Below are 22,717 nucleotides of genomic sequence, written 5' to 3'. Positions count from 1 at the left end.
CCTCAGTTCGTTTTCTGAGGAAGATTATCCCTTAAACTCGAGCACTGTGCCAAGGTGGGTTGTATTTGACGCTTACGTAGAAAGAGCGTGCAAATAGGATAGCTTTCTCCTGTGCTTTCTTGCGAAAACTGTTAAGAATAAGTAGCAGCGAGAGAAGAACAAGAACCCCTAAAAGCACTTGAGGAAAAATTCTCGCATCACCTGGAAATTCTAAGCTGACTTTATAGAGCAAACCGCTGAGGGCAATAAGTATCACGCCAATGATACTATCTCGAGACATAATCACTCACCTTCACCGGGAGTCACCGGGAGGTATAACGCCTCCCGGTGCATTTTTACCATCCCATTAACTGTTTGACCTTTTGTTCTTCATTCTTTAGGAACTTACGATATTCTTCACCTTTGATAACATCCAATGTTAATCCTAGTTCCTTAGCTTTGGCTTTATGCTCGGGATTTTGCATAGCCCTTTCAATGGCTGCGGCCAAGAAGTTAACAATTTCAGGAGGAGTACCGGCCGGTGCCGCTATGCCGCGAGAAACGGACATGATAACCTCGAAACCCTGTTCTTTAAACGTAGGAACGTCAGGCAAAAACTCCGAACGCTTTTCGGACATTACACCCAGAACCCGCATTTCCCCTTTTTTAACCGGATTAACCACCTCGCTCACATTGGCGCCCAGCAAGTCAATATGGCCGCCCAAAAGCTGAGAGATACTGATGTTGGTGCTGTCGTTGTGCACGATTTTGAATTTAGCCCCTGTGAGTTTTTCTACCTGAAGGATGGCCAAATGGTCGTCATTACCATAACCATGAGCAGCTATACTGAGTTCATTAGGGTGGGCTTTAGCATAGTCAATAACTTCTTTCAGGCTCTTAAAGCGGCTGTCAGCTTTAACCGCCCAAAGGCACGGATCAGTGACATGGTTGGTAATGGGAGCAAAACTCTCCAGATTTTCCGGTCGCTTGACTTTAGGATCGAGGTATCCGGCAAATATGTTAGGTATATTGATATAACCTATGGTATAGCCGTCCGGTTTGGAATGGGCAAGCTGGCCCCACCCTACCCAGCCACCGCCCCCGGTAATATTACTTACAGTTACCGGCTGCTTCAATTCTTTTTCCAAATGTCCGGCCAAAAGGCGCGCCGTAATGTCAGTACCGCCGCCAGCTCCATAAGCCACGATAAGAGTTATAGGCTTTTCCGGAAACTTTGTTGCCGAAACACTTTGTTTGCCCTCTTCCTTGGAAGGCGTCGCCTTGCCGCCTCCGCAACCGGCGACGAAGAGCCCCACTAAGAGGGCCAAAATCATCATTACGAGTTTAGAACGCATTATCCCTTTCCTCCCGTAAAAATTTGATTTTTAAACAAAAAACAAGGACTATAAATTTGTTTACTATTTACTCACCCCTTAATCACCTCCTGGTATAAAGCATAAAATTCCTCATCGGTTAAACTCCTTTGCAACTCTATAGCCCTCGTTTTTACCATCTCTACTAATCTTTCAACCCGATGCTCTTCTTCCACCCTCAACCCTAGTTCTTCCAATTTCCACTCGACATTGGCCTTTCCACACTTCTTGCCCAGCTCGATTTCGTGCTTTCGACCAAAAATTTCCGGCTGGAAAGGCTCAACTGTATGAGGATTGCGCCGTAAAGCAGCAACCGGCAGTCCTGCTTCCCAGGTGAAAATATTTTTTCCTACCACTGCCTTATTGGGCGGGTAGCTCCAGCCAGACATTTCTTGCACTTTTATTGCCACCTCATAAAGCATAGCAAAATCAAGTCCCGTAGAAATACCATAAAGTGCTTCCAGGCCCCAGGCCACTTCCTCCAAAGCGGCGTTTCCTGCCCGCTGGCCCAAGCCATTCAGGGTAGCAGCTACACTGGTAACACCTGCTTCTACAGCCGCCAGAGAATTAGCCACACCCAGGCCAAAGTCGTCGTGGCAATGGACTTCGAGCGGTATCGGAGACCACTGACGAAACTGCCTGGCGAGAAAATATATTCCTCGCGGCGTAATGCAGCCCGCAGTGTCTACGATAGAAACTCTATCTACCCCACCTTTACTGGCCACCGTAGTCACCATGTGTTCCAGAAACCCTAAATCAGCTCTAGTAGCGTCGATAAGAAAAAGATAAGCAGCTAGGCCTTTTCCTTTGGCCAGCATGCAGGCATTCAATGCCCTGTCTACTGCCTCTCGTTCTTCCCAACCAAATTGGTATTTCAACCTTACCTGGCTTACAGGTATTTCGATAATAGCTCCCCAGACACCGCAGGCCGCCGCTGTTTCCACATCTTCCTTCCGCGCCCGGCAAAGACAGGTTATTTTGGCCTTAAGGCCAAGTTCCACGATTTTTTCTACGGCCTCCCGGTCTGCTTTAGAAACTATGGGAAACCCCGCCTCGATAAATTGAACACCAGCTTTATCCAGCATTTTGGCTATTTCAACCTTCTGTTCTACAGAGAATACTACTCCGGCTGCCTGCTCTCCATCCCGTAAAGTAGAGTCGTGAAAAGTTACCTTAGCGGGCAGGTCTAATTCCCGCCGTACTTCCGGCAAATATTGATAGTGGCTTACCCAGAAACGGTCCGTTTTCCAGGGACCGTGTTCCAAATCCATTTATCTTCACACCTCCCAAGATACTTGCTTTGAAAACTAAAGAAGAGCTAAAGCTTTTTCCATCCGGTCAAAAGCCTGTTCTATCTGCTCTTCCGGGGCTAGCAGAGAAATACGCACAAAGCCCTCACCGGCCGCGCCAAAGGCCGTGCCGGGAAACAAAAGAACCTGGGCTTTCTCCAAAATAAATTTGCAGAAATCAAAAGAATTCAAGCCAAATTTTCGTACGTCGGGAAAGATATAAAAGGCCCCCCTTGGCACTACATAAGGAATTCCGAGTTTATCCAGTCTTTTCATGGCAACCAGTCGGCGCTGATTGTAAATACGCGCTGTTTCGTACACACAGTCTTGAGGCCCGGTCATAGCCTCCAAAGCTGCCGCCTGCGAAATAGATGAGGTGCAAATAGAAACGGTATATTTAAGCTGGATCATGGCTTCAATAACATTTCTAGGGCCAGCAACATATCCTAATCGCCACCCCGTCATGGAATAAGCTTTGGAAACCCCATTGATAGTAAAGGTACGTTCCTTCATACCAGGGAAAGATCCTATGCTCCAGTGCTTCCATCCATCGTAAATAAGCTTTTCGTAAATTTCATCGGATACCACCACAAGGTCATATTTTTTCGCTAAGTCGGCTAATTCTTCCAGGTTCTCTTTACGTATTACCGAACCTGTGGGGTTATTGGGGCTGATTATTATCAGGGCTTTGGTTCGGGGAGTGATCAGTTTTTCTACTTCCGAGGCCAAAATTTGAAATTCATTTTCGGGTCGCATTACCAAGGGGACAATCTTCCCCCCTGCCACCTGAATAGCCGTATCGTAAGGAGTATATCTTGGCTCGGGGACAATCACTTCATCACCTGGGCTGATAAGCGTTAACATCAGCAAAAATACCGCCTCTTGCGCACCGACGGTCACCAGCACCTCGTCGGTGCCTACATCTAACCCGTTATCGCGGCGAAGCTTTTCGGCAATAGCTTTCCGCAATTCGGGAGTTCCAGCCCAGTCCGTATAATGGGTCTTTCCTTCTTCCATAGCCTTTTTGGCTGCTGCTATGATGTGAGGCGGTGTAGGCAGATCAGGATCTCCCCGCCCTAGGCTAATAAGGTTAGGCACTCCTTTGGCCAGAGCAATCATCTGTCCCCGTTCAGTCACTGGCATATGCTTGAATCTATCGGCCATGAACCTGTTGGTCGGCGATAAATCTGCGTACATGGAATCTAGTTTCACATCCGCCACCTCTTTACACACGCTCGGGAAAATCCCGCCTTAAAATTTCTACAGGCACCTTCTTAAGTTCCTTAAGAAATTCCGCGAACAACTTTATCATACGTCCATAAATTTTTTCCCCCTTTTCCTTGCTTGCCAGAAGGGGATTACCCATGATACCGCTCTCGCTGTATTCCCACTGGTCAAAGGGAGCTCTCACCGGATAGTCGCGGAACCGGAACTGAAAACCGGAACCCGACTCTTTGCTACTTCCCTCTGGAAGCCAGGAAGGATTGTGGGGGAGTTCTAGTTTAGCCCGTTCCAGGCATACCAGTTCCGGGCAGAAAAGCAGGGCACCCGAAGTTTCTATTTCTCCGCCATGCCAGCCAGGTAGTTGATCTTTACCTTCAATAAGATCCTCGCACATGGTCGCAAAAACTTCCGTATCAGCAGCATAACTTATGGCCAGGGCACCTGTATCATATCTCAAAGCGCGGATAACCTTATCCAATGTAGGGGCATTCGAAGTATGTCCGGTAACATATACAATTTTCTTAAACCCGTGGTAAATGAGACTTCTTCCTATATCATACATAAGGTTAAACAAGGTCTCGTCACGCAGGGTTATGGTACCGGGTTCCTTTGGACGCATATGAAAGGGACTGAAACCCACCGGGATCAAAGGGGCTACCGGCACCTCGGCCATTTTGGCCGCTTCTATACTCACGTAATATGCCGCGTAAGAATCAATGCCGGTTGGTAAATGAGGTCCATGTTGTTCCGTACTGCCAATAGGCACTAAGACTACGTCGGTTTTAGCCAGCCACTCTTTAACCTCTACCCACGTCAGGTCAAAAAGGCGATACTTGCGGTTTACAGGATTTTTTTCTTCGGTATTCACTTTAAATTACCTCCTTAAGACTATTTACCTCTTTATGGCTATTTTATAAGCAAATTCCGTGCCAGCTTATTTCTGAAGTCATCCATTTCGTTTAGTCCCTTTCGTTGCACACAGTATATTTTGATGTTCCAGCATTTTGACAGCGCTCTACTCCCGGTCCTCCCCGGACCACGATGCAAACCATATTAAGCCCAAACTATAAATGGGGGCATTTTCCCCCAAAAAGCAGGAAACAATGAGTCTATTATCGAATAATTATTAGAAATCTTTGATCGAAATTGCAGTATAAAAACCAAAAAGGAGGTAACTTCCCATCAGCCAAACGGTAGTACTGGTGGCCAAAGGAGAACAAAACAGACAGGTACTTGCCAGCCAGCTTAACGACCTTCTCCGGGGCACAGTACAGATACGATCGTTATGCGTGGATCAAGATTTCTCCTCCCATCTTCTTGACGGTGACCTCATTGTAGTGGCTTCAGAGCCCATCCGGCGGGATATCCAGCACCTCCTGCGTAACCGTCAAAACGTCATCGTTGCCCGGCGCACCATTGACCTGCGGAAACTACACCTTCTTTTGCAACTCCCACCTCGCACTAAAGCCATGCTGGTAAACGATCGCAAAGAAACAGCGGAAGAAGTAGTTTCCCTGCTGTACGGCATGGGATTTACCGATTTCTGGCTAATACCCGTCTATCCCGGTTTAGATGAAGTTCCTCAGGTAGAAGTAGCCATTACTCCAGGCGAGCCCCACCTTGTACCGCCTACAGTTAAAAGAGTAATTGATCTCGGTTGCCGCATAATCGATGTTACTACCCTGACAGAAATCTTACTCCGCCTCCGCCTTCTAGATGAGAGAGCTCACCTGCTTTCCGCCCGCTATTTAAATCAGGTAATAGAAACAAGCAAGCAATTAGTAAAAAGTTTAAAGGATAATGAGCAACTAACTCAACTTTTGGGGATTGTGATAGATAAAGTACATGATGGGGTAATAGTAACAGACGAGGAAGGCAAAGCACTCATTTTTAACCAGGCAGCGGAAAAATTTTTTAAACTTCCACAGCAGCAAGTTCTGGGCAAACCTTTGCAGGAAATACTACCAGCGCTTGCGGTCAACCGGCCTTTGCACAGGTTGCAATCGGAAGAAGATGCTGTAGAGACTTTGGGGGAGCAGCGCATCCTTATAAATCGTACCCTTCTTCAAGAAGAAGGACAACCGTATGGGGTAGTTATTACTTTTTGTGAATTAAAAACTATCGAACGCATAGAGCGCACTTTGAGAAAGCAATTTCCTAAAACAGGCTATCTAGCCAAATACACCTTTCACCACATCCAAGGCCAAAGTAGTGCCATTTTAAAGTGCATAGAACAGGCCAAGCGCTTTGCGCAGGCAGAAGCCCCAGTGCTGATTACGGGAGAAAGCGGTACGGGTAAAGAGCTGTTTGCCCACGCCATACATAACGACTCTCCTCGTAGCTCTGGCCCCTTCCTAGCCGTAAACTGCGCTGCTTTGCCCAAAGAATTGTTGGAAAGCGAACTCTTCGGCTATGAGGAGGGGGCATTTACCGGTGCACGCCGCGGCGGTCGTGCCGGGCTTTTTGAGCAGGCCAACGGGGGCACTATCTTTTTAGACGAAATAGGCGAGCTGCCTCTTTCCCTTCAGGCCAAAATTCTGCGAGTCCTGGAAGAAAAGGAAATCATGCGCCTGGGTGCCGAAAGGGTGATTCCTATAGATATCCGGGTCATTGCGGCCACCAATCGCAACTTGAAAGAAGCGGTAAAAAAAGGAAGGTTTCGCGCGGATCTCTACTACCGGCTAAACACTTTTACCATTAACTTACCGCCTTTAAGAGAACGGCCAGAAGATATTCACGTTTTGATCGCCCATTTTCTGGCCAAAGCCAATCTCCGGCCGGAAGAATTTTTTGCACCCGAAACTTTAATCTTTTTACAAACCTACTCCTGGCCGGGAAACGTACGTGAGCTCAAAAACCTTATGGAATATCTTATGTTAAACTTTCAGGGTCAAAAAGTAAGTATAACTGACCTTCCCGAAGATATACGTGAAAATAGTAATGCGCCTACGCAGTTGGCAAAAACTTTAAGTATAACGCAGGACCTCACTGAAGAGATAGCTTTGCTTGAAGTATTACATCAATCTGCTATAACAAAAAAGTGCTTGGGGCGCAGGCAGATCGCCCTGGAATTACAAAAAAAGGGTTTTAAGCTTACAGAAGAAAGAGTGCGCAGTAAACTCAAACAACTGGCTCAAAAAGGTCTTGTAAAAATTGGCAGGGGTAGACAAGGAACAAGCTTGACCAGCCAGGGCACAGAATTACTATTAAGGTGGCAAACCCTTGTTTGGCGATAAACCAGGTATAATAATGCAAAATGGCCGGGTCTCACCCGGCCTTAAGTTGTGGAAGGTGTTATTCGCCTTTTTCTTCCTGCTCTTTCCCTTTCTGCTGTTGCAGGGCATCAATTTGGGTCCTAATGGCTTGAAGGTGTTTCTCTAGAAGGCTGGCCTGCTGCTTCAGTACTTCCACCCCGGGAACCGCTTCCTCCAGGGTAGGAACCGCGCCGGGAAAGGGAGCGGCCCACCACCCACCTCTAAGCCAGCCGGGCAATCCCGTGGCATAATACATATGCCGCCATCCCCGGCCAAAACCTCCCCAAAATCTGCGGAAAGCACCCCACCAGGCCCGGTTCACAAAGCCAGGAACCGGGAAGACAGCACAGTAGCCAGCTCTTCTACCCGTCATAGGACCCAAACCCCAAGGACCTGTCCTATCGCCCCACGGCATATACATTCCCTCCTATTATGAACATATGTTTATTTTCAATTATAATATATCCGATTTGCGGTCATATGTCAATAATGAACCACACCATCTCCTCTGGCAAGGTTACAATGCCATCCTAGCAATAAAGTCCCGGGTCCGTTCCAATAACATGCCGCGATAATTTTCTACCTGCCCGCGGTCGCACAAGGCGGTTAACTCCGGGTCCAGCGGCAAAACTCCTAGAAGAGGAATGCCTGCTTTGGCCGCAGCCTCTTCGGCACGGCTGGGGCCGAAGGCATAAATTTCCTTGCCGCAATCCGGGCAAAGGATGTAGCTCATGTTTTCTACCAGGCCCAGTATTTTAACCTTCATCATGGCTGCCATCTTAATGGCCTTGCGAACTACCATGTTAGCCAGTTCCTGGGGAGAAGTGACAATCACCAGTCCAGCAAGGGGTAAAGACTGCAGTACTGTAAGGGGCGCGTCTCCGGTGCCTGGAGGCAGGTCAATTAACAGGTAATCCAGGTTATCCCAAAATACATCGGTCCAGAACTGTTTTACTGCACTGGCGATCAAGGGGCCGCGCCAGATGACAGGATCATCTTCCTGCGGTAACAAAAGATTTAAGGACATAATCTTTACGCCCAGCGGACTTTCCGCCGGGAAAATTCCTATGTCACTCCCCTGGGGAGGCCGGCGAATACTAAACATTTTAGGGATACTGGGACCTGTAATATCCGCATCCAGGATACCAACCTGGTAGTTTTCTCGGGCCAGGGCTACTGCCAGCAAGGCGGTCACCGAAGATTTACCGACTCCGCCTTTGCCGCTCATAATAGCGATTACATGTTTGATGTGGTTCATCTCATTGGGCGGTATTTTCTGGGGTTTCTTGGCTTCGCAGGTAGTAGAAGTGCAGCTTTCGGGGTTGCAAGTCTCGCAGGACTCTTTAGCCAATGTTCCTCACCCACTCCTTCTTCTAATTCTTTTTAACAGCCCTTTTAACCAAATAATCCTCGATTGCTTTATGAAGGGCTTCAGCACCTAAATTGGAACAATGTATTTTGGGGTCGGGTAAGCCGCATTTCAATACTCCTCTCCACCACTATCAGGTTCTTCAACGACAAGAAGGGCAAAAGCCTATAACAACTAACGTGGATTTTAATATCTCAAAGCCGGAAGCAGACAGGTGCTGGGGAATAGGTAAATTTACCCGTTCTTCCTTAAGCTCATAGGTACGGCCACACTTTAAGCAAAGAAAATGGCTATGAGAAAAACTATTTATCTCGTAACGAGCAATCCCGTCCACCGAAGGTACTTTTTGAATAATACCTAGCTGAACGAAGAGGTCCAATGTACGATAAACCGTAGCCAGGCCCAAACTGGAACAATAGTTTTTGGCTGCCCTATATACCTCTTCGGCAGTCGGGTGTTTCTGGGACAGCTCCAAAAAAGCCTGCAAAACAGCCTTCCGCTGAGGAGTGAGACGCCGTTCGTTTTCCTGGAGGCGTTCTAAATTTTCTCTTATCCCGACTGCCATGTTTTCCCCTCCCCGAATACCTTTTAATGCTCCTGCTGGCTTGCGAGGACATCCATCCGTTCCCTTAGCTTTTCCCATAGTGACTTCACAGCGCTGGCTGCGGCAGTTCGCGAACGACGCACCAGGGGCTCACCCCTGGATATCGCCCGAGTAACTTCTTCATCAAAGGGGATTTTACTTATCACCTCAACGCCCTGAGCCTGGCAATACTCTTCTATTTCCTGGCTTTTTTTCGGAGCGAGATCGAACTTATTAATACAAACCTCGACCGGCACCCGGAAATGACGGGCCAATTGCATTATTCTTTCCAAGTCATGATGGCCAGCCACCGTAGGCTCAGTGACCACCAGGGCTAAAGATACCCCTGTTAAAGAAGCAATCACCGGACAACCAATTCCTGGTGGACCGTCAATAATAACTAGATTTAAGCCGCATTCCCGGGCTAGTTTGCGGGCCGCCTGGCGTACTACTGTAACCAGTTTGCCGGAATTATCCTCGGCAATTCCCAGTTGGGCGTGGACCATAGGGCCGTAACTGGTGTGAGAAATATACCAGTAACCTGCTAAATGGCTGCGCATCTCGATGGCACCAGCCGGGCACAAACGGCTACATACACCACAGCCTTCGCATAAGAGGGGATTCACGCGGTAGTCTTTGATAGCCTCAAAACGGCAAGCTTCCTGGCATAGCCCACACCCGTTACAGCTTTCGGGATTGATAAAGGCCTTGGGATTCCCCCAAAACTCATTGGCGCTTTGTTCTTGGGGATGGAGAAGCAGGTGCAGATCTGCAGCGTCCACGTCACAGTCTACCAGCACTTTATCCCGGGCCAGGACGGCAAAGGCTGCCACCAGGGACGTCTTACCCGTACCACCCTTACCACTAATAACTAAGAGCTCTTGCACCCCGCTTCACCATCCTTTCCATTTGTTTCCAGACCTCAGCAAAAACCGGAACCCATTCTGGATACACCTTTACCAAGCATTGTCCCTGGGAGTAGCAGGCAGCATAGCGCTTGTCAAAAGGGATTTTAAGAAGTACTGGAATTCTTTCCTCATAGCAATAACGTTCCACGCGAAAATCCCCTAGAGTAGAACGGTTAATAATAACAGCAAAAGGAATGCCCAATTCCCGGACCATCCCCACAGCCAGTTGCAAGTCGTTAAGGCCGAAAGGAGTAGGTTCTGTAACCAGCAAACAGAAATCGCTACCGGTTACCGCCGTTACTACCGGGCAGGAAGTTCCCGGTGGAGCATCAATTATTACCGCTCCTTGATTTCTCCTCTCCTTGTTTACAGCTTTAATCAGCGGCGGAGCCAGCGGCGTACCAACATCTATTTTCCCGTGAACAAAAGCTATGGCGCCCGCCTGGCCAGTAGCCAGGACTCCGATACGGTGAGGCTTTTCCTTAATAGCCTGGGAGGGACAAAACCGGGCACAAGCGCCACAGCCATGGCATAATTCGGGAAAGGTGACGACTTTGCCTCCTGCCACGGCAATGGCGTTAAAGGCACAGACTTCGCTACACTTTCCGCAGCCATTGCATTTAGTAGTGTCTATTTCTGGCACTGGTAAAGTTACTTCCCGTTCTCCTTCAAAGATAGGTCGGAGAAACAGGTGGGCATTGGGTTCCTCCACATCGCAATCCAAAAACTGAACCGGCACTTTTCTCTCCAAGGCTAGAGCCAAATTGACCGCTATGGTAGTCTTCCCTGTACCGCCCTTGCCGCTGGCTACCGCCACAATCACCGCCAATTCACCACCGCTTCTATGCCAGACTTAAAGCTCCATTAGGGCACTCGTCTACACAGGAACCGCATTCCACGCACTCATCTTCATTAACAACTGCTATGTCTTTAACCGTTATGGCAGCCGTGGGACATACTTCCACACAACTCCCACACCCTGTGCACTTTTCTTCATCCACCCGTACAGCCATGGCCATCCTCCTCCCGCCCTAAAGTTAACATCCATGATGCCCGTGATGCCCGTGGTCGCAAAAGCCACCGCGGGTTTGCAGGTTGCCGCTCAAGTAAGCGTGTACTACTTCGTCTACAGGGCCGCTAGCGCCGGTAATGGTTTGGATTCCGCGTTCAGCAAACAACTCTACCGCCCGAGCACCCATCCCGCCGGCAATCACGCAATTTACGCCCAAATTAGCTAAATACCCCGGTAAAAATCCCGGTTGGTGTCCGGGATTAGCGATAACTGTTTTACTGATTACCCTCTGGTCCTCAACTTCAAATAAAGTATACTGGGAACAGTGCCCAAAATGCTCGGCCACCATATTACCCTCAGTTGCTACTGCTATCTTCAAATTCTTTTACCTCCCCCTCGGCTATTCATACGCCAACCTTTCGGTAGTTTAAGAAATCTCCGTTAACTTCCCTTGCTGCCATTGTTCCAGGGCCGCGCGGACAGTCATTGAGGTCGCATGGTAAACCCTGATCCCCGCTTCCTGAAGAACTCGCATGGCCTTGGGACCTACCTGGCCAGTGATTACCACCTTCACACCCCGATTGATCAACGCCTGGGAAGCAGCGATACCTGCCCCTCCTCCAGATCCAGCGCCCTCATTGGCAATTGCTTCTACAGCGTTATTTTCGGTGTCCATGAGAATAAAATAAGGGCAGCGGCCAAAGCGCGGTTCAACGGCGGAGTCCAAGTTGGGCCCTTGGGCTGTTATAGCCACTTTCACTGTGGATTTATCCCCCCTCAATTCGGGTTATGGTCATTAGTTCATTTATATTGTACTCCTATTATGGCCATATGTCAATAAAATTATCCTTTGCCTAAGAAAAACAAGGGCAAGCCCTTGAGGCCGCCCTGTTAAGAGAGGAGCTTGGGGTAATGCTGATAAACAAAAAAGAGTCCGCTTAAAAAGTATGAAAACCTGATAAAGTGGGCTATCACTGAATAAATTCCAAAGGCGCGTCTGTGAGGCTGGAACCCAGCCCTAGTTTACCGAAGCCCACCTCACAGTAAGTCACCTTATTTTGAATAGCCTCGGCTAAGAGGGTGATCACTTCACGTACAAGAGGCATACTTTTGCCCCCCACCTGGGCCCCAATAATTATACCCGTTTCTTTAACATAAAGCACCTTTATCACCGTGTCCCGGGTCGCAACCTCAAAAAACTTATCAATCGTTACAACTGCTATGCCCCGGGAGCGAGCAGCCCTTTCGGTAAGCCCCACAGAACCTAAAGCCAGGTCTCCCACAGCAGCAAAAAATTTATCCACTTTTACCTTTCTGGTCTGCCTGAGGCCAAATAAGTTAGCTGCTGCTACGCGGGCCTCGTGGCCAGCGGTGGAAGCCCTCTTCCTAGCGGGAAATGCCGGACCAAAAAATGAACTTTTCATGGCGCAATCTCCCACAGCAAAGATATGTTCGTCACTGGTACGCATATAATCATCCACATGTATCCCCAGAGCCTCTTCTGTTTTCAAGCCCGCTCTCTTAGCCAACTCAACGTTAGGAAGTATGCCTATGGTGAAGATAACCATATCAGCCGGCAGGACGCTTCCATTGGAAAGTCTTACCTCTTCTACCCATCCCTGACCGCACAATTCCTCTACTTGTGCGGTTGTGATGATAGTAATCCCTTGAAACTGTAGTTTCTCTTCAATTAACTCGCAAAACTCTTCATCAAAGACCATAGAAAGACAATGGGGAAGAAGTTCAACGATGGTAACATTGTTTCCCACGCCTATAGAACATGCCTCTGCAAGTTGTACACCTGTCGGTCCCCCGCCTACAATAATAACGTTGCGGGCTCTCTGCAAGTCTCTCCCCAAACTTTCAAGATAAGGAGCGCTTTTTTTTAGCCCAAAGATACCTTTAAGATTAGCGCCTTTTATGGGGGGGATCAGAGGTATACTTCCGGTGGCAAGTATGAGCTTATCATAACCGATCCTCGCACCGTCGACTAAATAAATGTATTTATTGTTACGGTCGATCTCCCGGACTTCATCGATTATAATTTCAATTCTACTGTTAAAAAGATTAATATCATCTAAAAAGTTTCTGGCTAAAGTTCCCATGCCACTGGCATAAGGTAAGCCCCAAGGAATTAAAGGTTGCCTTTCTTTGCGTACCAGGATAATTTTTTTGTCCGGAAAGTACCACCTGGCGCTCATTGCGGCAGTATAACCTGCAATGCCACCGCCGACAACTAGGACATCTGCCCATTTCATACTTGCCACCCCTTTTTGTTTTTAGATTTTATAGATGACCGATAAGCTCTGACTTCTGACTGGAGGGCGGAGGCGGAAGACGAAAAATCCTCAGGGTATTCTCCTCCCATCCCAATTCGGCCAATATTTTCTTCGCCCGACTCCAAGCCTGTTCCTGACAAAGCATAGGATCGGATCTGGCCTGGTCGCTGCCAAAAGCCCGGGCCGGACGGAAGTGACACTGACCCTCCACACAACCCGTCAATACTACCTGGCGGGCACCAGCTTCCACAGCCTTAAGCACTTCCAGGGTGCCTATCCGGCTTAGACACGGTACCTGCAATACGCTTATTTCCCTCTGGCTATCTGCTTCAGCAATATTTTCCCATGTAGCATAGGCACAATAACTGCAAGTGAAGATAACCGTAGCCGGCATTTCTCCCGGCTCACCTGCAGCGGCCCAGAGTTCCGCATCCATTTCAGTACCGCTGTAGCCTGCAAGGGTAATGGCCCCTGCCGGGCATGCCGTTACGCAGGCACCACAGCCCTGGCAAAGTAACGGTTCAATAGAAGAACGGTTGCCCTTAATGGACGGTGCACCGTACGGGCAAATACGCACACAGGTAAGGCAAGCTGCACAGGCACCTTCCACCCGAGCTACCTGCCGGGGAAGTGGGAGATGTTCTTTGGCCAGCACTACGGCTGCTTTAAGGGCTGCCGCCTGGGCGGATGCCACAGTTTCCTCCACATGCTTAGGCCCTTCCGCCAGCCCGCAGATGAAAATGCCGGGTACTTGAGCCTGGACGGGTTTTAATTTGGGGTGGCCGGTGGCAAAGAAACCATCTTCGTCCAAAGTCACCTGAAATAAAGCTGACAAGTAGGCATTCTCCGGCCGTGGTTCTATACCGGTAGCCAAGACCACCAGGTGGGCTCTAATAGTTAATTCTTCCCCAAGGATGGGGTCAAAAGCTCTGACTTGTAGACTACTACCCTCCGTTTCTTTATCATTGTCACTGCACACACTTATTGCCGGAGGAGACTCTGGAGTGTAGCGCAAAAAAATCACGCCCTGGGAGCGAGCTGCCTCATACCATTGTTCCCATAGGCCATAAGCCATAACGTCACGATTTAATACATAGATTTCCATGCCCGGGTTAATCTTCTTGAGTTCCAGGGCATTCTTTAGAGTCTCACTGCAACAAGTACGGCTGCAATAAGGGTGGCCGGCATCTCGCGAATCTACACATTGAATAAAAACGATACGCCGCAAACTGGCGAACCGCCGGCTATTGTTCTTGATGAGGTCTTCCAGCTCCAATCCTGTGATTACCGCCGGATGCCGGCCATAGAGATATTGGTCAGACTTTTTTTCCACAGCGCCGGTTGCCAAAATGGTTACTCCATGCTCGATTATTTTTTCGCCCTTCTTTCCATTGAGTTCCAGTACGGTTTTAAAACCGCCCACCTTCCCTTCTGTCTTTATTGGTCTAGCTTCTAAATGTACATGAATTTGTGGATGTCGGGTCACTTGGTGGACCAATTCAGATAACCATGTCTGCAGGTCATCATTAATCAATGTCTTCCCCAAGCGAAGGGTGTGGCCCCCAAGGTATCTTTCTTTTTCTACCAAGTGCACTATATACCCCAGGTCAGCGAGGGTAAGGGCAGAAACCATGCCCGCCACACCGCCTCCTACCACTAAAGCGGCAGGTACTACCGGGATGTCTTCCACCGCACTGGAAGCCACAGCAGCCCGAACACGTGCCACGGCTATTCGCAACAAGTCCGCAGCTTTTCTGGTAGCAATTTGCGGGCGGCTCCGGTAAATGTGAACCGCATGATCCAAGATGTTAACTACTCTCACTGCGCTGCCCGACAAACCCGCCTTAGCTAGACTGCCGGCCACAATCGGTTCTAAGGCCCGGGCACTGCACCCTGCCACTACTACCCGATTCAGTTGATGTTCGCAGAGGGCCTGCTGCAATTCTTGGCTGGCCGTCGGCTCACACAAAGATATACTTTGAACCCAGGTTACATCGGGTAACGAACGAGAATATTCCGCCAGCCTCGTCAGGTCTAGTCCAGAAGCTAGTTGGTCGCATTGGCAGAGAAAGATCCCAATCCTGGGTGGAGAATCGTTAGAAAACGAGTTAGAAATATACGCTGGCTGCGGGGAGCCACCGCTTTTCCCCGGTGAACTTCGACGCCTGAGCCAGGTCGCACAGGCGGCAGCAGCGGCAGAACCTTGGGTTACGGCATCAATGACATCACAGGGACCAGTAAAGGCTCCGGCTAAAAATATCCCTGGCCGCAAAGTATAAACAGGAGATACCAAGGGGGACTTACCAAAGCCGTGAACATCCAGTTCGATCTCTAATTCTTGCGCCAGATTCTTCAATCCCTCCGGCGCCCTCAAGCCGGTGGAGAGTACAGCAAGGTCAAACTCCTCCACCTGGACCTCGCCATTTTCTAGGGCATAGCGGATGACCAGCCCGGAGCCGCCGGGAGGTTGGAGGATACTGTGAATCCGCGTTCGCACCAATCTTAGGCCATATTCTTCCCGGGCTTTCTTTACATAGCGCTCGTAAGTCTTCCCATAAGTACGCAGGTCCATATAAAAGAAAGTAATCTCCGGTGGAGATATCCCCAAGGCCTTGGCTGCCTCGCCAATCATTATGCTTTCTTTCACGGCATACATGCAGCAAACAGCCGAACAATAAGCCACTCCATTAGACGGGTCTCGGGAACCGGCGCACTGGATGAAAGCTATCCGCCGGGCAGGCTCTCCGTCCCAAGGTCGACGGGGGACCCCCTTTACAGCCAGAAACTGCTCCAGCTCCAGGCCGGTTATCACACCAGGGTAGCGGCCATAACCATACCGTTCACTTAAAGTGGGAGGTAAATACTCTTCGTAACCGGGGCAAAGGATGATAGCCGAAGCTTGCAATTCTTCTGTCTTGCCTAATCTATCTAGGTAGAGCTTAAAGTTGCCGAGGGCTTCGCTTATTTTTCTTACCTCGGTATCTACAAATAAAGTGATCTTCCCCTGCTCGGCCAGCTTGATAAAATGGGGAGAACGAATACAGAAGAAAGCATCCTGGGGGGTTAAGACGCAGGCGCTACAGTCGTTGGTAGGGAAAGTTTTGGGCAACACAGCCAATTTGCCGCCCGGCCGCTTAGCACGCTCTAAAAGGAAGACCCGGTGGCCGAGATTGGCCAAATCAAGGGCCGCCTGTACCCCGGCAATGCCTGCCCCTAATACAGCCACCGAGGCTACTCCGTTTGTTAGCATAAATTTCACTCCTTAACCGCTGGTCACTAAAGCATCGGCTACCAGTTCTACTAAGTTTTTAGCCTTCACTTCGAGATTATAAAAACGGCACAAATCATTCAGCTGATCAACGCAGTTATGGCAGGGGGTAACAATAATCTTGGCACCCGTCTGGCGGATTTGTTCTATCTTAACTTTCCCCTTGGCCATTCGTATTTGGCCGAACTCACTTAAGGAAAGCATCCCCCCTCCTCCACCGCAGCAATAGTTGTTCTTCCTGTTAGGAACCATCTCACGGAAATCAGTGACGGCTGCCTGCAACATCCGGCGCGGTTCCTCCCAAACACCTTCCTTACGGGCAAGATTACAGGGATCATGGTAGGTCACAGGCTCCCTGTGGCGAGAAGGGTCCAGGCGGATACGGCCTTCCTCCAAATACTGGGCCATAAGTTGCACGATACTACGTACGCTAAAAGGTAGTTTATAACCTAGCCACCGTTCTGGTCCCCAGCGGATGGCTCGAAAAGCATGACCACACTCGGTCATTACTAATTCCTGGCAATCTAACCGTTCCATCTCCTCCACCAACCGCTGGACCAGGATAGCCCCTGCACTGTCATCGCCGGTAAAAAGCGCATAATTGGTGGCATCCCAATATCGGCTGGAAAGCGTCCAGCTTTCACCGGCCACGTGGAATAGCTTTGCTGCAGCCAGGATAGTCAACGGAAAGAACTTGGCTTCACGGGGGTTAATGACGTACAATACCCTAGCCCTTTTCTTATCCACGGGTATAACCGCTGCGGGACCAAACTCGGCTTGCAGTTCTTCTTGCATCCAATCCAGGGTATCCAGGTAATCCTCCTGGCTGATCCCCATATTATTGCCGGAATTTAAGGCCAGGTCCACTACCTTCTGCAGGTTTGCGGGTACACGCCCCTCTTCGGCTAACTGTGTCCTTACCGCGCGCACCAATTCTCCCATGTCTACCCCCACGGGACAGTAAAGGGTACAACGGCCGCACATGGTACAGAGCCATATCATCTTAGAAACCAGAACTTCATCATACTTCCCCCACACTAGCATGCGCACGATCTTACGCGGGTCTACCGTTGCTGCAATATCGCCTGTCGGGCACCCGCCGGTGCACACACCGCAAGTAAGGCAGGAATTCAGAGTGGCCTTTCCCAGAGCCCTCTCTATTTTTGCGCGCAAGTCTGGATAGGGTGGAAATTCCACCAATTCTTTGGGCCTAGCTATGGCCATACCCCTTACCCTCCTCTACAGTTTTCCCCAAACAATACCACCCTCTTTTTTGCCAGCAGGAACGTACCCCTCCCCGCCCTTCACGAATACGAGCACCGTCAGGGCATTGTCCGTCCTGCCAGCAAGGATACCAGGCAAGGTAATTGGGAAGAGTCGATACTCGGAGGCGCTCATTATCCAATAAATGTTTGATAAATATTAAACGTTGGAGGTCCAGGTCGGAGTAGCAACGCTTGTTGTTTCGTACTTTAGGAATGACCAGACCCCTTTGTTCCCAGTTTCGCAGTCGGTGGGAAGAGATACCCAGCATTTGGGTCACCATGATAACGGGATACACAATTTTACGCCCCGCTCGGTATTTCTAATAAATTTTATAATATATTTGCTTTTACTTTGATCATATTTATTGCTTTTATTGCTGTCAATAAACTTGTAAAAAATATTATAATTAACTTGCTAAAAATATTACATGTATCTGGGTAGGAAGTTTTCTTGATTTAATTATTATTAATTAATAAAATAGCAATAGCGAAAAATATTCTAGCGTAAAATTATAAGCGAGGCAATTCACTATGTCTGAGCAACTGCTGTACACGATAAGTGTAGTCGCCGACTTACTGGGAATACAGCCCGGTACCCTGCGCGTCTGGGAAAGGCATAAGCTGATACGTCCAGCTCGTAAGAACGGGCGGCGCTTTTATTCTAATAATGACTTAAAGCGTTTACGCTTCATTCAAAAGCTTATAGAAAAAGGCTTTAATTTAACAGCCATCAAGCATTATCTAGCTTTCTATCCTTGCTGGTTTTACGAAGATTGCCCGGCCTGCGCGCACAAAACTGAGCGGGTAGGGTGTGCTAAACCTTGTTGGAAGGAAGAGGGAACTTACTGCCAAATTTCTTTCGAGGACCTTGCCCTCTGTAATAACTGCCCCTACAGGCACTCCAAACCAGAGTGAATTTCAATTTAGGGCCCGGCTTATTCCGCCGGGCCCGCTTGATCCGTCAAGAACAAGACAAGCCCCACATGCCGCCTTGCTAAATACAACCAAATCAATTTTTCGGTAGTACCGCATAGAGCTTGGGGCAAAGGCGACAGATAGGATAAAGTTTCCTACCAAAAGAAGCACGAAATTCCCTGTAAGGAATGCTATCCCAGATCAATTCCAACGGCACGTCATTGACGTTACCAAAATTAAGTTTCTGGTAAGAGATGAAGCCAGAACGGGTACGCCGTAACGGGCAGTTGGAGACCGGCAGGTTGGCAAAAACGCAGGGAGCGACTGAGCCATCACTTCCAATGAACACTGAACGCAATACATTTTCCGTGCAAAGCTCCCGGGGCCGGTTCCAGTCAGTCAAATAGTAATGGATATCCAGTCCCCTTTTCTTCCCGTCCTGTACAACTGCATCCAGTAGCGACTTTACCTCGGCAAATTCCTTGGGCTCATCAAAAGAAAGGGACTCCCCTGCCAGCTCCGGGGAGGGAATAAAGTCGAGAGTGCTTATTACCACCTGTTTTATTCCGCGCCCCTGTAGCCACGAAGGAAGTTTATATAACTTTTCCAATCCAGAGCGCAGGAGCATGTAGGCCACGTGGATGTCCGGCTTGACACTGCGGTATTGTCTTTTAACGGCGGCTACTTCGTTAATAGCTTCCAACACCTGGTAATAGGTAGTACACGGCCTCCACTTATCGTGCTCTTCCTCTATACCCGCCAAGGAAAAAGCCAGGATGTCTATACCCAGGAGCACGACTTCCTTGGCTATCACGGCATCCACCAATGTTCCGTTAGTAGTGGTACCCACCAGGCATCCTGCCTCCTTGGCGCGGGCAACCATGGTGAAAAAATGAGGATGGAGCAACGGCTCGCCCCATCCCTGGAGGAATACCAGACCGGTCTTGGAAAAAGAGGGTACCAGCTTTTTGAAGCTATCGAGGTCGAGATGCCGGTTAATCCATGAATCGCGGTAAACCGTATGAGGACAATAACTACACATTGCGTTGCAGTAGGAGGTAACCTCTACCTGGATCCAATCAAATTTCAACATAGCGGGTTGGCCCCCCTCCGTGGGCTTAAGATATCGGCTCTCCTTCCCATTACAATGGTATGACCAAGTGAAAGGTGCTACCCTGGCCGGGTGCGCTTTCCGCCCATATGCGACCCCCGTGAGCCACCACAATTTCTCTGGCAATGGCTAAACCCAGGCCCATCCCTCCTTCACCCTGCGGTCTGGAAGCCCGGGAACGGTAAAAGCGCTCGAAAATATAGGGCAGGTCTTCTGGGTCTATGCCGGGCCCGGTATCACTAATCCGGACATGAAGGTGGTCTTTTTCTTTTTCTACCAGGAGTCTGATAAGACCTCCTGGCGGGGTATGACGTAACGCATTAGACAATAAGTTCAAAAGAACCTGCGTTATACGGTCAGGGTCCAAACTTATCAAAGGCAAATGTTCATCTACTTTGACATGAAAATCTATATCCCGGCTAGCAGCTTCAGCTGCGAAGGTAGTTGTCACCCGTTCCAGCAACTCTTCCAGGGAGACCTCCTGGAAGTGGAGAGTAAGTTTTCCTATCTCCGCCAGGCTGAGCTCTTCTAATTCTTTCACGAGCCTGGAAAGCCTCAAGACTTCATCGTGTAAGGAAGCCATGAGTTCTGGTGTGGGCTTAGATATTCCTTCCTGTATTGCTTCTAAATTGCCCCTTAATATGGCCAATGGAGTCCGCAACTCGTGGGCCATGTCAGCTATCAGATTCTTGCGCGAATCTTCGTAGCGCTCCAGGCTATCAGCCATGGAATTAAAGGCTGCGGCCAGCTCTCCTATTTCATCTTGACTGGTAATGGTAACCCGGTGTTTCCACTGGCGACCAGCAATTTTACGCGCAGCAGATACCAATTCCCTCAGGGGCGAAGTAAGCCTGCGGGCAAGAAATAATCCCAGGCCCATGGCCAGCAGGGAGGCTAATAATCCGCTTAAGATGATGCCCAGTAAAACACTGTCTCGGAACTGTTGTTCCAGGGAACGGATTCCTGTTCCGGACCTGGTAGTTATTAATAAGTAGCCTATGGTATGCTGGTCATAACTTAAGGGAACAGCCCTTTTTAGTTCAGCCAGACTTAACCTTTGGCCCAGAGAGGTTCCTTCCGAATCCCCGATTACTTTTCCGTCCTGATCCGTGATTACAATCCTTTCCAGGCCTCCCCGTCCCGGAAAGCCTGGCCCACCCCGTCCCCGCCCGGGCCGGGAATTACTAAATAACGACTGGACACCTTCTAAACTTCCATTCTGGCGGTAATAGGAAAGGAGAATAGACTGCCATTCCCCCACCCTGAGTTCCTTCTGTCGGTCTAAATAGGTGTTAAAAGAGCGACCGGCAATTATATTGGAAGTAACGGCTACCAGGGCTATAGCTGCTACAGCTACGGTCACCATAGCAGCGGTTATTTTTAAATGTAGCTTCATATCTCACCTGGGCCTGAATTTATAGCCCACCCCGTAAACGGTAAGTATGTACTCGGGATTGGCAGGATCTTTTTCGATCTTTTTGCGTAAATTGCTTATATGGGTATCCACTGAGCGCTCGTAACCCAAAAAAGCCTCGCCCAAAGCTAAATCTAGTAGTTGCATACGGCTGAAGACCCGGCCCGGGTGGCGCGCCATAACCGAAAGAAGGGCAAATTCGGTAGGAGTTAGCTCTATTTCGCGCTTATCTATCCTTACTTCCCGAGTAGAAAAATTTATGTAAAGATCGCCAATGGTTAATTCTTCATGTCGGGATGTTTCCTGCCCCTTACTTCGCCTCAAAACCACTTTTATGCGAGCCGCCAGCTCTCTCAGGCTAAAAGGCTTGGTTATGTAATCATCCGCCCCCAACTCTAGGCCCAAAAGTTTATCCACTTCTTCACTCCTTGCGGTCAGCATAATTATAGGAACATCGGATTTTTGTCTCACCTGCTTGCAAACTTCTAAACCGCTTAGCCCTGGCAGCATCCAGTCAAGGACCACCAGATCAAAATTGTGTCGTTCCAAAAGCTGTAAGGCTTCGAGACCTGTAGCTGCCGTTTTGACTTGAAATCCTTCACTGGCCAGGTAGCTGGCCACCATTTCCTTGATCTTTTCCTCATCCTCTACTACCAGGATTAATGGTGCGCCCATCTTTTTTACTATGACCTCCCTGGTATCGACGTCCCTAATTTCAGGCCATAAATATCACCCTAATTGCTATTTTAACCTCGTAGCAGTATAATTCCAAGGCTGCTTGGGGCAGGAGGTGCTTCTAAGCCTTTAAAGTGGCTGGCAAGCACCCCAGCTTCTGACCTGAACAAGTATAGCGGGGGCTAATAACCCCCGCCCGTGTCATTACTTGCTATTTCCACCATTCCCCAGGCCAAGACCGCGCCCCATCCCGGCCTGGCCAAAACCGTTGCCTCTAGCCCTGGCCTGCCCGTTACCAGAACCTTTTCCAGCCCAGGGTGGCGGCCCCACCGAGGTACGGTTAATACTGTACTCCACGCGCTGTTTCATATTCTCCAGACAGAGATCAGCCTGCTCCTGGGTAATGCGGCCTTCCTGCACCATCTGGTTTAAAATTCCCTGGCGCTCCTCCAAAACTTTCTGCACCAGCTGGTCTTTATTGACCCCTTGGGCTTCAGCAATTTCCGCCAGGGACCGGCCGGAATGACGCTGTTCTAAAACTTTCGCCCGGTCCAACCCCAGGATCTCCGCGACAGTAGCCACTAGACCTCCTTGGTTCCGGCCAAGCCGCAATCCCCAACTCGGCCAGCTGTTGCTGCTGGTATCTCCTGCAAAAGCCGGGGTTAGGAAGAGACCCAGCAGCAGTATAGAAAGAACGACAATCCATCTTGGGCGTTTCACGCGCTTAAGCCTCCCTTCGTAATTTTTAGTTTGGGCAGGTATTTCCCTGCCTCCAGTTGCTAGTATAGAGGACCATTAA

General features: G+C 49.2%; 23 protein-coding genes. 2 read left to right on the top strand and 21 right to left on the bottom strand.

Annotated features, from left to right (window positions below):
* Positions 1–335: 335 nt before the first annotated feature.
* From AC1BI1_RS12200 to AC1BI1_RS12185, 4 genes are all read right to left on the bottom strand, one after another.
* Complete coding sequence (locus AC1BI1_RS12200) at positions 336–1,334, bottom strand: tripartite tricarboxylate transporter substrate binding protein (RefSeq protein WP_476717573.1); 999 nt, start codon at positions 1,332–1,334, stop codon at positions 336–338.
* Positions 1,335–1,405: 71 nt separating this feature from the next.
* Complete coding sequence (locus AC1BI1_RS12195; protein ID WP_476717572.1) at positions 1,406–2,623, bottom strand: homocitrate synthase/isopropylmalate synthase family protein; 1,218 nt, start codon at positions 2,621–2,623, stop codon at positions 1,406–1,408.
* A gap of 36 nt (positions 2,624–2,659) precedes the next feature.
* Positions 2,660–3,853 carry a pyridoxal phosphate-dependent aminotransferase gene (locus tag AC1BI1_RS12190; RefSeq protein WP_476717571.1) on the bottom strand — a complete coding sequence of 398 codons (1,194 nt, stop codon included), beginning with the start codon at positions 3,851–3,853 and terminating at the stop codon, positions 2,660–2,662.
* Between the two features lie 13 nt (positions 3,854–3,866).
* Positions 3,867–4,733: a creatininase family protein gene (locus tag AC1BI1_RS12185; RefSeq protein WP_476717570.1), complete on the bottom strand. Its 867-nt coding sequence runs from the start codon at positions 4,731–4,733 to the stop codon at positions 3,867–3,869.
* Between the two features lie 334 nt (positions 4,734–5,067).
* Between AC1BI1_RS12185 and AC1BI1_RS12180 the strand changes: the two genes are divergently transcribed.
* Positions 5,068–7,101, top strand: a complete 2,034-nt coding sequence (locus AC1BI1_RS12180; RefSeq protein WP_476717569.1) for a sigma 54-interacting transcriptional regulator — start codon at positions 5,068–5,070, stop codon at positions 7,099–7,101.
* A 58-nt stretch (positions 7,102–7,159) separates the two neighbouring features.
* Here the strand turns inward: AC1BI1_RS12180 and AC1BI1_RS12175 are convergent, their stop codons facing one another.
* The 13 genes from AC1BI1_RS12175 to AC1BI1_RS12115 form a co-directional block, all read right to left on the bottom strand.
* Positions 7,160–7,534, bottom strand: a complete 375-nt coding sequence (locus AC1BI1_RS12175) for a DUF5320 domain-containing protein (protein ID WP_476717568.1) — start codon at positions 7,532–7,534, stop codon at positions 7,160–7,162.
* A 102-nt stretch (positions 7,535–7,636) separates the two neighbouring features.
* Positions 7,637–8,470: an Mrp/NBP35 family ATP-binding protein gene (locus AC1BI1_RS12170; protein WP_476717567.1), complete on the bottom strand. Its 834-nt coding sequence runs from the start codon at positions 8,468–8,470 to the stop codon at positions 7,637–7,639.
* Between the two features lie 22 nt (positions 8,471–8,492).
* A complete protein-coding gene (locus AC1BI1_RS12165; RefSeq protein WP_476717566.1) occupies positions 8,493–8,603 on the bottom strand; it encodes an iron-sulfur cluster assembly scaffold protein in 111 nt (36 codons plus the stop codon).
* A 27-nt stretch (positions 8,604–8,630) separates the two neighbouring features.
* Positions 8,631–9,053 carry a Fur family transcriptional regulator gene (locus AC1BI1_RS12160; RefSeq protein WP_476717565.1) on the bottom strand — a complete coding sequence of 141 codons (423 nt, stop codon included), beginning with the start codon at positions 9,051–9,053 and terminating at the stop codon, positions 8,631–8,633.
* Between the two features lie 23 nt (positions 9,054–9,076).
* Positions 9,077–9,958 (bottom strand): ATP-binding protein, encoded by an 882-nt coding sequence (locus tag AC1BI1_RS12155; protein WP_476717564.1) that lies wholly within the window; start codon positions 9,956–9,958, stop codon positions 9,077–9,079.
* Positions 9,936–10,802, bottom strand: a complete 867-nt coding sequence (locus tag AC1BI1_RS12150) for an ATP-binding protein (RefSeq protein WP_476717576.1) — start codon at positions 10,800–10,802, stop codon at positions 9,936–9,938. Before AC1BI1_RS12150 ends, AC1BI1_RS12155 begins: the two co-directional genes overlap by 23 nt.
* 19 nt (positions 10,803–10,821) lie before the next feature.
* Positions 10,822–10,992: a 4Fe-4S binding protein gene (locus AC1BI1_RS12145; protein ID WP_476717563.1), complete on the bottom strand. Its 171-nt coding sequence runs from the start codon at positions 10,990–10,992 to the stop codon at positions 10,822–10,824.
* A 24-nt stretch (positions 10,993–11,016) separates the two neighbouring features.
* Positions 11,017–11,370, bottom strand: a complete 354-nt coding sequence (locus AC1BI1_RS12140) for a NifB/NifX family molybdenum-iron cluster-binding protein (protein WP_476717562.1) — start codon at positions 11,368–11,370, stop codon at positions 11,017–11,019.
* 48 nt (positions 11,371–11,418) lie between these two features.
* Positions 11,419–11,751 (bottom strand): NifB/NifX family molybdenum-iron cluster-binding protein, encoded by a 333-nt coding sequence (locus AC1BI1_RS12135; protein WP_476717561.1) that lies wholly within the window; start codon positions 11,749–11,751, stop codon positions 11,419–11,421.
* Between the two features lie 211 nt (positions 11,752–11,962).
* Entirely contained in the window at positions 11,963–13,249 is a 1,287-nt protein-coding gene (locus AC1BI1_RS12130) for an NAD(P)/FAD-dependent oxidoreductase (protein ID WP_476717560.1), read from the bottom strand.
* Positions 13,250–13,277: 28 nt separating this feature from the next.
* Positions 13,278–16,520, bottom strand: a complete 3,243-nt coding sequence (locus tag AC1BI1_RS12125; protein ID WP_476717559.1) for an FAD-dependent oxidoreductase — start codon at positions 16,518–16,520, stop codon at positions 13,278–13,280.
* A 12-nt stretch (positions 16,521–16,532) separates the two neighbouring features.
* Entirely contained in the window at positions 16,533–17,762 is a 1,230-nt protein-coding gene (locus AC1BI1_RS12120; RefSeq protein WP_476717558.1) for a (Fe-S)-binding protein, read from the bottom strand.
* Positions 17,749–18,072, bottom strand: a complete 324-nt coding sequence (locus AC1BI1_RS12115; protein WP_476717575.1) for a MerR family transcriptional regulator — start codon at positions 18,070–18,072, stop codon at positions 17,749–17,751. Before AC1BI1_RS12115 ends, AC1BI1_RS12120 begins: the two co-directional genes overlap by 14 nt.
* 262 nt (positions 18,073–18,334) lie before the next feature.
* Here AC1BI1_RS12115 and AC1BI1_RS12110 point away from each other — a divergent pair, with 262 nt between their 5' ends.
* Complete coding sequence (locus AC1BI1_RS12110; RefSeq protein ID WP_476717557.1) at positions 18,335–18,718, top strand: MerR family transcriptional regulator; 384 nt, start codon at positions 18,335–18,337, stop codon at positions 18,716–18,718.
* A 94-nt stretch (positions 18,719–18,812) separates the two neighbouring features.
* On the opposite strand, the gene AC1BI1_RS12105 is transcribed toward AC1BI1_RS12110, so the two are convergent.
* From AC1BI1_RS12105 to AC1BI1_RS12090, 4 genes are all read right to left on the bottom strand, one after another.
* The gene (locus AC1BI1_RS12105) at positions 18,813–19,811 is read right to left on the bottom strand and encodes a radical SAM protein (protein WP_476717556.1); all 999 of its coding nucleotides are present in this window, start codon (positions 19,809–19,811) and stop codon (positions 18,813–18,815) included.
* A gap of 49 nt (positions 19,812–19,860) precedes the next feature.
* Positions 19,861–20,709, bottom strand: coding sequence for a sensor histidine kinase (locus AC1BI1_RS12100; protein WP_476717574.1), 849 nt, complete (start codon positions 20,707–20,709; stop codon positions 19,861–19,863).
* A 519-nt stretch (positions 20,710–21,228) separates the two neighbouring features.
* Complete coding sequence (locus AC1BI1_RS12095; RefSeq protein WP_476717555.1) at positions 21,229–21,918, bottom strand: response regulator; 690 nt, start codon at positions 21,916–21,918, stop codon at positions 21,229–21,231.
* Between the two features lie 204 nt (positions 21,919–22,122).
* On the bottom strand, positions 22,123–22,638 hold the full coding sequence (locus AC1BI1_RS12090; protein ID WP_476717554.1) for a DUF2680 domain-containing protein: 516 nt from the start codon (positions 22,636–22,638) through the stop codon (positions 22,123–22,125).
* Positions 22,639–22,717 lie beyond the last annotated feature (79 nt).

The organism is Thermanaeromonas sp. DSM 22490 (assembly GCF_056378755.1).
Note: the sequence above shows the minus strand (reverse complement) of the source record. Positions and strands in the feature narration are given on the sequence as shown.